Source organism: Paraburkholderia sp. GAS206C (genome assembly GCF_050435645.1).
Lineage (GTDB): Bacteria > Pseudomonadota > Gammaproteobacteria > Burkholderiales > Burkholderiaceae > Paraburkholderia > Paraburkholderia phenazinium_B.
The window spans coordinates 157,705-170,572 of sequence record NZ_JBNDKR010000006.1 but is presented as its reverse complement, the minus strand read 5'-3'; the positions used below and the strand labels follow the sequence as shown (position 1 = coordinate 170,572).

Sequence of the window (12,868 nt, the reverse complement as noted above, 5' to 3'; positions counted from 1 at the left end):
GAACCTCAGTTTGCTGCGGATGGAGCAGAAACCGGCGTGGCCGCGGAAAGCGCCGCCTGCGATTTCTTGTACCAGTAGTCGATGATCCAGTCTTCCGCCTGGTACGTGACCGGCACGATCTTCGGATACGCCATTGTCGTCTTGTAGCCGATGCGGGAGTTCGCGTTGTAGTACTGCGGCACGAGGTAGTACTCGTTGATCAGCACACGGTCGAGCGCGCGGGTGGCCGCTTCCAGGTCGTCCAGGTTGTTCGCGGAGAGCGCTGCATGAACCAGCGCGTCCACCGCTTTCGACTGGATGCCCGGGTAGTTTTCCGAGCCCACCTGCGTCGCGGCCTCGCTGCCAAACCGGCGCTCCAGCTCCGCGCCCGGAATCGTGACCGGCGGGTAGATGAAGGTGGTCATGTCGTATTCGAAGTTGTCGAGACGCTTCTGATATAGCGCGCTGTCGATTTCGCGCATGTGTGCCTGAATCCCGAGCGTACTGAGAGCCTGCATGTACGGCAGGATCAAACGGTCCATGCCGGGTTCGTCGTCCATGACCTCGATCGTCATCGGATTGCCGTTGGCGTCACGCAGAGCGCCATCACGGTAGTGCCAGCCGGCTTGCGCGAGCAGATCGCGAGCTTCGACGAGGTTGCCGCGCAGCGAGTTCGGCGGCAACGTGTTGGCCTGCTTCACTGCCGGGCCGAACACTTCAGGCGGCAGGTCCGCGCGGAACGGCTCGAGCAACGCGAGTTCCTTCTGGCTCGGCATACCCGTCGCGCCAAACGGGCTGGCGTCGAAATAGCTGTTCAGACGCGTGTACTGGCCGTAGAACATCATCCGGTTCATCCAGTCGTAGTCGAACGCAAGCGCCAGTGCGTGGCGCACGCGGACGTCCTTGAACATCGGCCGGCGCAGATTGATCAGGAAACCTTGCATTTGCGCCGGGCCGTCCGGCACATCGACCTGCTTGAGCAGACCGTTCTTGAAGTTCTTGCCGACATACTTGCGCGCCCATTGAGTGGCGCTGTATTCGACCCGGACGTCCGAATCGCCGGCCTTGAAGGACTCCAGCATCGTGTACTGGTCCAGATACAGCTTGAAACGGATGCGGTCGAAGCGGAACATGCCGCGCCGCGTCGGCAGATTCGCCGCCCAATAGTTCGGATTACGGACGTATTCGATGTCCTTGTCGTTCTTGCGCTGGGCGATCAGGTACGGGCCGCTTGCGATCGGCGGCGTTACTGCGATCTGGTCGAACGGCGGACGTTTGCCGTCAGCCGTCATACCCCACTTTGGCGAAAACACCGGCAGGTCACCGGCAATCAGGGGCGCATCGCGCTCGGCTCGCTTGAAATCGAAGCGGATCGTCATCTTGTCGACGACCGTCGCGCTTTTGATGATCGAGAACTGCGCGTTGAACAGTGGCGAGGCCTGCGGGCTCGTCAGCGTATCGAAGGAATATTTGACGTCGGCGGCCGTGATCGGGTCGCCATTCGAAAAGCGCGCGGCGGGATTGATGTGGAACGTCGCGGAAGTCAGGTCCGGCGCCACATCCACATTGTCCGCAATCAGGGCGTATTCGGAAGCGAGTTCATCCCAACTGCGCTGCATCAGCGTATCGAACATCAGGTTCTGGATGTCCGGCGCGGGCGCGCCGCGAACCAGAAACGGATTGAGCGAATCGTAGCTCTGCAGTTCGTTGTAGTTCTCGAAATTCAGCGTGCCCGTGTTCGGCGCGTCAGGGTCCGCATAGTCGAAATGCGTGAAATTGGCGGGGTATTTGGGCTGGTCGTATTGGGCGATCGCGGAGGCGGCATGGGCCGGCGTCACCGCCAGACTCATTGCACCAAGCAGTGCGGCAACCAGCGCCGGAGCAACGCGCGTGGCAGCTTGCCGGGTCGCCAGAGCGCAAGAGATCGTCCATGCGGCGCGCGGCAACCGAAACTTCACAAGTCTCATCATCAGTATGCGTAGGTCGCGCGCTGGCTTGTGGCCGACACGCGGTTCGTCGGATCGACCTGGGCAATGCCAACCGCCATCGCCCGGATCACTTAAGGCGTCGCATGGCGCCTTGGGTTACGGGTAGCGTCGCACGACAAGTCCCGAACAGCAAGACCACATCGCTTACGCAATCCCTGCGTTCCTCTCGCGCTGGCCGGTCCGGCATGACATGCCCGTCACGGCGACGTACGGAGAAGCTCACAGTGTGCTACTTACGAAAAAAAGTCGCTCCGGCGGCACAAAGAATGCCGGAGCGACAATCGTCAACAGGCTTACAACTTGTTAGAACTTATACGTTGCACCCACTTGCAGGTAACGGCCCATGTACGTGTACAGGGACTGGTCGTAACCGGTCAGGTCGGTTGCATTGACCCACAGCGGATCGTACGGAGGCGCACGATTGAAGATGTTGTTCATGCCGCCGTAGATCGTCCAGTGCTTGAAGCCCGTGTACGCCACGTTCAGGTTGAACACGCTATACGAACCGGTCGTGTAGTTCAGACCCAGCGCGTCGGAGTACGGCCCCGTGTATTGCCATTCCAGATCGGCATTCCACTGGTGGAAGTTCCACGACAGGTCCGTGTTGCCCTTCCAGCGCGGGAACGAACCACCGAACGGCTGCGCGAGCGTCAGGTCGTTACCTGCACCGTCAACCTGGGAGGCAAGGCCACCCACGCCGTTCATGTAGAAGTGCCACACATAGGCCCAGTCAGCCGTCAGCTTGAACGTACCGATCGGGGTCGGCAGCGCCTGCGAGAACGTCGTTTCAAAGCCGTCCGTGTCGAACGAGCCGAGGTTCTCGTACTCGTTGACCATGTACGCAATCGAACCATCCGCGTTGAAGACGGTGGCCGCCGGATCGGTCTGCGTGCCGATCGCCTTGTCGACGTGAATCTTGTACCAGTCGAAGCCGATGTCGGTGTTACGCGTCGGCGACAGCTCGAAGCCGATGTTGTAGTTCTTCGTGCGTTCCGGTTGCAGCGCCGGGTTGCCCTTCGTCACGACGTTTTCGTCCTGACCGTTCGGACCGATCGGCTGAATGCCCAGGTTCGACGAGTTCGTATTTTCGAGGAATTCCGGTGCGCGGAAGCCACGGTTATACGAAGCGTAAGCCGTGAACTGCTGGATCGGCTGGAAGCGCAGGGCGAAACGCGGCGAGAACGCACCGCCGAAGTCGCTGTAGTGGTCGTAACGACCCGACTGGCTGAACGTCAGCATCTTGTCGATCAACGGCACATCGACCTGGTAATACACAGCCGCCACGTTGCGGTCACCGGCCACTTCCTGCGTGTTCGGGTTCAGCGTGTTGGGGCTCAGGTAAGCGCCGCCTTCTTCGATCAGTTCGCTTTCGTGCAGGAACTGGGCACCGAGGCCGAGGCCGACGTCGCCGGTCGGCAGATGGAACAGGTTCGGCGTGCCAGCCGTTGCGTCGAGCGCGTCGAGCTTGGAAATACCGAGGTTGTTCGCCGTCGTCAGGATGTTGCTCAGTGCGCCCGGCGTAGCCGACGGATTCACGTAGTTAAACGTGCCGTTGGCCAGCTCGTTGGTCAGGGCGACCGGGTTGACGATGCTGCCGTAAGTATTGCTGACCGTGCTCATGGAATGGGTGTAACCCACGTTCCAGTCCCAGTCTTCCTTACCCAACTCGTAGCTGCCCTTCACGCCCATTGCTGCGCGCCAGTAGTTCGCGTCCGTGGTCGAGCTGTACGTGGTCGGCAGGACGCCAAAAATTTCCTGGGCGACGCCGGTCGTGTTGTACGGATTGTTCGCTGCGGCAATAAACGAAATCGGGTTGACCGAGTGCGTGGCCGGGTTGTACTGAAGGCCGTTGCCGTAACCTGCATAACCATCGTTGACGGTGGTCGTGTTATTGCTTTCCCACAGGTCAGCGTACGCCGTCGTCGTATCGTTGATCTTGAAGTCGGCGTGAACCTTGGCGTTCAGACGCTCGGTCATCGGCTCGATCGAGTAATCTTCAGCCGTGTTGCGCTCGCAAACGGTACCGCCGGTGATCGCGCCTGCGCCGGCATTCGTCGCGATGATGTTGCTGCCCACCGGCACTTGCGCACCCGGTGCACAGCCAAAGCCTGTGGTGACGCCCGTGTTCGGATTCAGGTAATACGACGGGCCTTTAATGGAGCCGCCATAAGGCTGGTTGCTGAAGTCCTGGTTCTGGGTCGTATCGCGATCGGCCAGCGTGTAGCCGTTCGACTTGTAGTAGCTGGCCGCCGCCGTGACGTTGAAACCGTCTTCCGTCAGATTGCCGAAGCCGCCGAGGATGCCGAACTTGGTCGTGCCGCCGCCGCCTTGTGTGGCGCCGCCGTAGCTACCGTCGAGCTGCAGGCCCTGGAAGTTGTGCTTGGTGATGATGTTGACCACACCACCAATTGCGTCCGAACCGTACTGCGACACCGCGCCCGTCTTCACGACTTCGATGCGGTCGACCACGTCCAGCGGAATCGTGTTCAGGTCGAAGAACTGGTCCGAGCTGTTCACAGCAAATGCGTACGGTGCAACACGTTGACCGTCGACGAGCACCAGCGTGTACTTTTCGCTCAGGCCGCGCAGGGCGATACCGGAACCGCCGGCCGCAAAGCTGTCGGAAGTCGATTCAGCCCAGCTGTTGGCCGAGTTGGCCGAAATCTGGCGCATGTAATCGGATACGTCCTTCGCACCGGAATCCTGGATCTGCTTCGCGGTAACGACCTGGACCTGCTGGAAGCCCACTTTGTCCGACTGGCGGATCAGCGAACCCGTCACCTGGAACGTCTGCAGCTGCTTGACGTTCTTGCCGCCCGTCGCTGTAGCGCCCGATGCTGCCGCCGGAGCGGCCGCCGCTGCTGTGCCCGAAGCCGCTGCGGCAGGTGCCGGCGTCTCCGTGGTAGCCGGCTGACTTTGCGCGAACGCCGGAACGGCGATTGCAGTCGTCAATGCCAGTTCGGCCCAGATTATTCGTCTGATGGCCAACGCCAATGCCCGTTGTTTCATTTTTCCCCTTCTCACTCGTCAGTAAGGCCACACACCTGTTTGTGCGAAGAGAGGTCTTTTGAACCTCTCTACTCGTTTGCGGCGACGTTCGCCGCGCGCCGTCAAAGTTGCCCTGCGGTCGTATAACTTGAAGAAACACGACCGGTTTCCAATCCATTGCAGCGAGATAGAAAGGGCACTTCGACTTATTAATTTCTAACTACAAAAATATTACAATTTAGTTGTATTAACTTTCAATTTCATTTCAATCATTCGGCGAACATCAGCTTATGACCGAGCCGTTCGCCAGTCGATTGGCACTGCAAATTCACGTTACGGGTTAACCTGTAGGACTACTTAGGGATGTATTCAGACCGCCCCAGTACAAACACAATTGACCGTTACTAAAATAATCTTGGTGTGCCTACCCAGACGAGCACCGTCTCTTCGCCCGCGGTGTTAGCCCATGCGTGCGGGACCGTTGACTCGTAGTGCGCGGTGTCACCGGCCTGCAACACGAACGTCGTACCTTCGAGCGTCAGAGCAATCTGTCCGCTCATCACATACAAAAACTCTTCTCCTGCGTGCGTCGTCACTTCCGACGGTTGCTGGCCGGCTGGCATCTTCACCAGAATCGCTTCCAGCTTCCGGTCGACCGACAGGTTCGTCAGCCTGCCGAACAGGTTCGCCGAATCGGCAAACCCAAAAAATTTCAGTTCATCTCCGCGGCACACCGACTTCGCTTCGGTCGGCGTTTCCACGAAGTACTGCACCGTGACGCCGAGTGCCTGAGCAATGCCGACTAGCGACGTGAGAGACGGCGTGGCCTGCCCTCGTTCCACTTGCGACAGGAACGGCTTCGAGATACCAGCCGCTTTTGCCGTTTCATCTAACGTGCGCTTAAGCCGTTGTCGCAACGCGCGAATCTTGCTGCCCATTGCGAGTGCGGCTGCGGCCTTCTTATCGAGTGGCGGAACCATAGCAAGACAGAATCCAGTAGTCAAAATTTGTTTGATCTAGGCAAATTAAGTTACATCGAGTGAGCGATGTCGGGCGCAAAGTCAGTTGAGAAATTGGGTTAGTGATCGCCCCGGGCGATAACCGGACGAAACCGGTCACCTGGGCGAGGATCGAATTCATCCAGTGCCATGAGATGGTTGAATGCACAACTAAAGTGCGAGCGCATTCCCTTCCCAGCCTGGAATCGTTGAATTGGAATAGAAAACCTTGTGCGCGAAACCGGCGAAAATCTGGCCGGCAGGCGCAAGCGCGTTGACGCGCCTGATGGAGAGTGACGATATCAAGACAAAATCGTCCGTCAAACTTTTTTTGATGGGAACAGATAGTGTTTAGAGTCTTTCCTCCAATTACAGGGTGAACTTGTGGCGCCAGACGGCTTGCAAACGCTGTTTTAGGATTGATAGTGACGTCTGCCGCAAGCCGGGAAAACCCTCGTCGCAAATACGCTACAAGGGCCTCCCGTCAGGCTCAGTTGAGAGGCTCTTTGAGAAAGCCCCCTCCTGATTGGCTACTTCAACCGTGGGTGCCTTCGCCGGCCTCGACCGGTACGGCCGCCTCGCGTTTGACGCCACGCGCCAACACCGGGCGCAGCGCTGCCCCGGTGTGGCTTTCTCGAACGCGCACAAGCCCCTCCGGATCCGTCGCCGCGACAATCGAGCCGCCGCCGACTCCCCCTTCCGGGCCGAGGTCGATGATCCAGTCGGCCTCGGCGATCACGTCCAGGTCGTGCTCGATGACGACGACACTATGACCGCCGTCCACCAACCGGTGCAACACGCGAATCAGCCGTGCCACGTCCGCCATATGCAGCCCAACCGTGGGTTCGTCCAGCACATAGAGTGTGTGCGGCGCCTTCTGGCCGCGCCGTGTGATGTCGTCGCGCACCTTGCTCAACTCGGTGACGAGTTTGATGCGCTGCGCTTCGCCGCCCGAGAGCGTCGGCGATGGCTGACCTAGCGTCAGATAGCCGAGGCCGACATCCTTCATCAACTGCAACGGATGCGCGATATTCGTGATGGGCGCGAAGAATTCGACGGCCTCGTCGATCTCCATGGTCAGCACGTCACCGATGTTTTTGCCGCGCCACGTGACCGCCAGCGTCTCCGGATTGAAGCGCTGACCATGACAGACGTCGCACGGCACCTTCACGTCCGGCAGGAAGCTCATGCCAATGGTGCGCACGCCTTGGCCTTCACAGGCCGGGCAGCGGCCTTCGCCTGTATTGAACGAGAAGCGCGAGGCCGTATAGCCACGAGCGCGGGCTTCCAGCGTGCCAGCGAACAGCTTACGGATGGCATCCCATACGCCTATATAAGTAGCGGGACAGGAACGCGGCGTTTTGCCGATTGGCGTCTGGTCGACTTCTAGCACGCGGTCGATGCTCTCCCACCCGGTGACCGCATCGCAACCCTGCCACGCATGCGTGACGTTCAGTTGCGTCCGCGGTGCGCTGCGGGCCAGCACGCTCGAGCGCCGGTTGGCGGCCGGTTCGTCTTGCGCCGCCTTGCGGGCACGACGGGTAGCCGGCGACGACAGCACGGAGCGCCCCACGGCATCCAGCAGGTTCGCCATCAGCACGTCGCGCGCGAGCGTCGATTTGCCCGAGCCGCTCACCCCCGTCACCGCCACGAGGCGCGCCAACGGCAACCCCACGGTTACATTGCGCAGGTTGTGCAGCTTGCCGCCATGCACCGTCAGCCACTGCTCCGGCACCGCCGCTGCGCTTTTGACCTTCGGCTTCACCGTGCGGCGCGGCTGCAACGGATGCACGATCGGGTTTGCAAGGAATTGCCCCGTCAACGAGTCTGATTGCGCTGACAGATCGGCCACGCTGCCCTGCGCGACCAGCGTGCCACCGCGCTTGCCCGCACCGGGGCCAATATCGATGATGTGGTCGGCACGCCGGATGGTGTCCTCGTCATGCTCGACGACGACCAGCGTATTACCCTTCTCGCCGAGCTTGCGCAGCGCGTTCAGCAGAATCTGGTTGTCGCGCGGATGGAGACCGATGGTCGGCTCGTCGAGTACGTAGCAGACCCCTTGCAGGTTGCTGCCCAGTTGCGCCGCCAGCCGGATGCGTTGCGCCTCGCCGCCCGACAGGCTCGGTGCCGCGCGGTCGAGGCTCAGATAGCCAAGCCCCACTTCCTCGAGAAACTGCAGCCGGCTGCCGATCTCGCTTACGACGTCGCGGGCAATGTCCGCGTCGCGGCCCGTCAGGTCCAGCGCGTCTACCCAGCGGCGCGTGTCGCTCACCGTCCATTGCGCAACGTCGACGATCGCCTGGGCCTCGAAGGTCACCGCCCGCGCGGTCGGATTCAGGCGCGTGCCGTGGCAATCCGGACACGGTTCGTCGACTACGCCTTCCGGTTCCTGCTCTTCCGAGGGCAAGCTCTGCTCCCGGCCGCGGCCGTCTTCGGCGACCACCGTATCGTCGTAGGCTGCGCGTTGCTCGCGCGTGAGTGCGAGGCCTGTGCCGACGCAGGTCGTACACCAGCCATGCTTGCTGTTGTACGAGAACATCCGCGGGTCCAGTTCCGGATAGCTCGTGCCGCACACCGGACAGGCGCGCTTGGTGGACAGCACCTTCACCGTCCCTAGCCTTGCGGTGGCGCTGCCGCTCTTCAACGCGTTCTGCAGGCCGTCGAGCGGCGCGAGCAAATGCATCACGCCCTTGCCGATTTCGAGCGTTTCGTCGAGCAGGCGGCGCAACTCCGCTTCGTTGTCAGCGGACACGACGACGTCGGCCACCGGCAACTCGATCGTGTGCTCGCGAAAACGGTCGAGCTTGGGCCACGGGTCGACCGGCAGGAACTCGCCGTCCACTCGCAGATGGGAATTGCCACGCGCCTTCGCCCATTTGGCGAGATCGGTATAGACGCCTTTGCGGTTCACCACCAGCGGTGCGAGGAAGCCGACGTGTTGCCCCTTGTGGTCACGTAGCAACTGCGCTGCGATCGATTCCACGCTCTGTGCCGTGACCGGTGTGCCGTCGTGGATGCAATGTTGCAGTCCGAGCTTGACGTACAGCAGCCGCAAGAAATGCCAGACTTCCGAGGTGGTCGCCACAGTACTCTTGCGGCCGCCGCGCGAGAGGCGCTGCTCGATGGCCACGGTCGGCGGAATGCCATACACCGCGTCGACTTCGGGACGCCCTGCCGGCTGCACGATCGAACGCGCATAGGCGTTGAGCGACTCCAGGTAACGGCGCTGCCCCTCATGGAACAGGATGTCGAACGCGAGCGTCGACTTGCCCGAACCGGACACGCCCGTGATTACGTTGAACTTGCCATGCGGGATATCGACGTCGAGCGATTTCAGGTTGTGCTCACGCGCGTTGACGATGCGCACCACGTCCTCGCCTTCCACGGCACGACGCGCACGCGCCGCGGTCAACGCCTTTTGCAGCGGCATGCCTTGCGCGGCAGGATCTGCCGCCGCATCCATGGCCGCGTCGTACTGAAGCAGCGCCTGGCCGGTGTACGACTCGGCGCAGCGCTTGACCTGTTCCGGCGTGCCCGCGCACAGCACCCGGCCGCCGCCGTCGCCGCCTTCCGGCCCGAGATCGATCAGCCAGTCGGCCGCGCGGATCACGTCGAGGTTATGCTCGATCACGATCAAGGAATGGCCGCCCGCCAGCAGTTTGCCGAACGCCTGCATCAGCTTGGCGATGTCGTCGAAATGCAGCCCCGTGGTCGGCTCGTCGAACATGAAGAGCCGCACTGCGGTTGCCTGCTTCGCGCTGCGCGCGGTCTTCGCCTGCGCCGCCTCGGCGAGGAAGCCGGCCAGCTTGAGCCGCTGCGCTTCGCCGCCCGACAAGGTAGGCACCGGCTGGCCCAGTTTCACATATTCAAGACCCACGTCGACGATCGGCTTCAGCACGCGCAGCACTTCCGCATCCCCGGCGAAGTACGCGGTTGCCTCGCTGACGGTCAACTCCAGCACGTCGGCGATGCTCAACGCACGCGCCGGCGTGCCGCGCTCGATCTTCACTTCGAGCAGTTCGGCGCGATAACGACGACCATCGCAATCCGGGCAACGCAGATAGACGTCGCTCAGGAACTGCATCTCGATGTGCTCGAAGCCCGAGCCGCCGCAAGTCGGGCAGCGGCCGTCGCCCGAGTTGAAGCTGAACATGCCCGGACCGTAGCCGCGTTGCTGTGCGAGCGGCACCTTGGCAAACAGCTTGCGGATCTCGTCGAACGCGCCCACATAACTCGCGGGGTTCGAGCGCGCCGTCTTGCCGATCGGCGACTGGTCGACGAACACGACCTCGTTCACCTGATCGGCGCCGAGCAGACGCCGGAACGCACCGGGCGATTCCGTCGCGACGCCGAGATGACGCGCCAGCGCCGGATACAGAACGTCCTGGATCAGTGTCGATTTGCCGGAGCCTGAAACGCCGGTAACGCACACGAGGCGTTGCAACGGAATTTCGACGGTCACGTCCTGCAGATTGTGCTGGCTCGCGCCTTCCAGCACGATGCGCGGCGTCTCCTTCGTGACCGGCCGGCTCGACCAGAGCGAGACATCGGCCACGTGGCGGTGTCCGCCGAGATACTCGCCCGTTAGCGTGCCCGACGAGCGGATGTCTTCGGGGACGCCGTCAAAAATGATCGTGCCGCCGCGCTCACCCGGACCGGGGCCCATGTCGATCAACCGGTCCGCCGCCAGCATCACCGACGGATCGTGCTCGACCACCACCAGCGTGTTGCCCGCATCACGCAAACGGTGCATCGCTTCCACGATGCGGTTCAGATCGCGCGGATGCAGCCCGATGCTCGGCTCGTCGAGCACGAACAGCGTTTTGGTGAGCGACGTGCCGAGCGCCGTCGTAAGGTTGATACGCTGCACCTCGCCGCCCGACAACGTGCGGCTCTGGCGATCCAGCGTCAGGTAGCCGAGCCCGACATCGCACAGATACTTCAGGCGCGTGCGTACCTCGGCGAGCAGCAGCTTTAGAGCATCGTCGAGCAGCGCGCTCGGGAGGTTGAGGTTGTCGAAGAAGCGCCGGATACGCTCGATGGGCAGCAGCATCAGATCGTGCACCGTCAGACCTGGCAGCGCTTCGAGTTGCGCGCGATTCCAGTCCACGCCGCGTGGCAGGAAGCGCTGCACCGGTTCCAGCACGGCGTCCGCATTGACCTTCGTGCCGAGACGCCACAGCAGCGATTCGGTCTTCAGACGCGCACCGCCGCAGACCTCGCACGGCGTGTAGCTGCGGTATTTCGACAGCAGCACGCGGATGTGCATCTTGTACGCTTTCGATTCGAGGTATTCGAAGAAGCGCTTCACACCGTACCAGTGGCTCTGCCACTTGCCGTTCCAGTCGGGCGAGCCGTTGATGACCCAATCGCGCTGCGGCTGGGTCAAAGCGGACCAGGCCGTGTCACGCGGGATGCCAGCCTTGGCCGCGTAGCGCATGAGGTCATCCTGACACTCCTTCCAGGCCGGCGTTTGCATAGGCTTGATCGCGCCGCCGCGCAAGGTCTTGCGCTCGTCGGGAATCACCAGGCCCAGATCGACGCCGATCACGCGGCCAAAGCCGCGGCAGGTTTCGCACGCCCCATAGGCGGAGTTAAACGAAAACAGCGCGGGCTGCGGATCGGCGTAGCGCAGGTCGCTGTCCGGGTTGTGCAAGCCAGTGGAAAAACGCCAGATCTGCGGCTCGGCTTCGGCGGACTCTTCCGACGCTTGCGGCAGCACATAGACGTTCACACGTCCGCCGCCGCGCTTCAGCGACGCTTCAATGGCTTCGACGGCACGGCCCTTCTCGACCGCGCTCAGACGGAAGCGGTCGGCCACGACGTCGAGCAGCTTGCGCGGGCCAGTGGACGACTGCACCTCGCGCTGCGCCTGCACGCGCGTATAGCCGCTCGCGGAGAGCCATTGCGCGACCTCTTCTTCGGTGGCGGACTCAGGCAATTCGACCGGGAACGTCACTACAAGGCGCGGATCGTCCGCCGCCGTGCGCGCGGCCAGATCGCCATAGATCGTCTCAGGCGAATCGTGCCGCACGGGCTGAGCCGTCTTGCGATCGAACAGTTCGGCCGCGCGCGCATACAGCAGCTTCAGATGATCGTTGAGCTCGGTCATCGTGCCGACTGTGGAGCGCGAACTGCGCACGGGATTGGTCTGGTCGATCGCGATGGCCGGCGGCACGCCGTCGACACGGTCTACCTGCGGCCGGTCCATGCGGTCGAGGAACTGCCGCGCATACGCGCTGAACGTTTCGACATAGCGTCGCTGCCCTTCCGCGTACAGCGTGTCGAACACGAGGCTCGACTTGCCGGACCCCGAAGGCCCCGTTACGACCGTCATCTCGCCTGTCTGCAGGTCGAGATCGAGGTTCTTGAGGTTGTGCTGACGCGCTCCGCGAATGCGGATTTTTCCTGTAGATGACAATTTGCCCGACCGTCTGAATGAGTTGGCCACATCTTACGGCCGCTTTGCGACCGTAATGATTCACCGCGCCCGACCATATGGATCAATCGCCGCAGGGCGGATTTGAAGGGAACACTATACTGTATATTTATACAGTTTTCCATCGATGGTGCGGCCATGCGGTGTGGGTCTCGTTGCAAGCGTTGGGCCTGCTATGCCCAGCCGCGGTCAATGCCACAAAAACCCCGTAAGGCGCCGATAGTTTCAGAAAGACCCATAAAGACAACTAGTTGCTACGATGCGCGCGTACTCACGGGGAATTCAAAAAATGAGTCGCATAATCAAGGTGCTAATACTGGCGGGCGTGCTCAATCTGCAGGGTTGTGCGTCGTCGGTCGAGACGTTTGCTACAGGGGTCGTGGTCGGCGCAGTGGCCGGTGTGACGGCGGTGACCTGTGCGGTCGTGTGTCACTGACGCGGATGACCAGGCGGGCATCGCCAGGCGGTCGCCA

The 12,868-nt window shown here is 61.8% G+C and carries 5 protein-coding genes; 1 reads left to right on the top strand and 4 read right to left on the bottom strand.

All coding sequences use genetic code 11. The features are described from left to right. Nucleotides 1-5: 5 nt before the first annotated feature. From P3T20_RS18105 to uvrA, 4 genes are all read right to left on the bottom strand, one after another. Nucleotides 6-1,946, bottom strand: coding sequence for an extracellular solute-binding protein (locus P3T20_RS18105; protein ID WP_074266123.1), 1,941 nt, complete (start codon nt 1,944-1,946; stop codon nt 6-8). A gap of 324 nt (nt 1,947-2,270) precedes the next feature. Next, nucleotides 2,271-4,976 (bottom strand): TonB-dependent receptor, encoded by a 2,706-nt coding sequence (locus tag P3T20_RS18100; RefSeq protein ID WP_074265127.1) that lies wholly within the window; start codon nt 4,974-4,976, stop codon nt 2,271-2,273. A 383-nt stretch (nt 4,977-5,359) separates the two neighbouring features. Then, a complete protein-coding gene (locus P3T20_RS18095) occupies nt 5,360-5,935 on the bottom strand; it encodes a helix-turn-helix domain-containing protein (protein ID WP_074265128.1) in 576 nt (191 codons plus the stop codon). A gap of 553 nt (nt 5,936-6,488) precedes the next feature. Then, the gene (gene uvrA, locus P3T20_RS18090; protein WP_074265129.1) at nt 6,489-12,377 is read right to left on the bottom strand and encodes an excinuclease ABC subunit UvrA; all 5,889 of its coding nucleotides are present in this window, start codon (nt 12,375-12,377) and stop codon (nt 6,489-6,491) included. A 307-nt stretch (nt 12,378-12,684) separates the two neighbouring features. Here uvrA and P3T20_RS18085 point away from each other — a divergent pair, with 307 nt between their 5' ends. Continuing rightward, entirely contained in the window at nt 12,685-12,831 is a 147-nt protein-coding gene (locus P3T20_RS18085; protein ID WP_167379392.1) for a hypothetical protein, read from the top strand. The last annotated feature ends 37 nt before the right edge of the window (nt 12,832-12,868 follow it).

Excerpts from the sequence above, each read along its gene's own strand:
- P3T20_RS18105 (WP_074266123.1), bottom strand. The coding sequence starts at position 1,946 with ATGAGACTTGTGAAGTTTCGGTTGCCGCGCGCCGCATGGACGATCTCT.
- P3T20_RS18100 (WP_074265127.1), bottom strand. The coding sequence starts at position 4,976 with ATGAAACAACGGGCATTGGCGTTGGCCATCAGACGAATAATCTGGGCC.
- P3T20_RS18095 (WP_074265128.1), bottom strand. The coding sequence starts at position 5,935 with ATGGTTCCGCCACTCGATAAGAAGGCCGCAGCCGCACTCGCAATGGGC.
- P3T20_RS18085 (WP_167379392.1), top strand. The coding sequence starts at position 12,685 with ATGAGTCGCATAATCAAGGTGCTAATACTGGCGGGCGTGCTCAATCTG.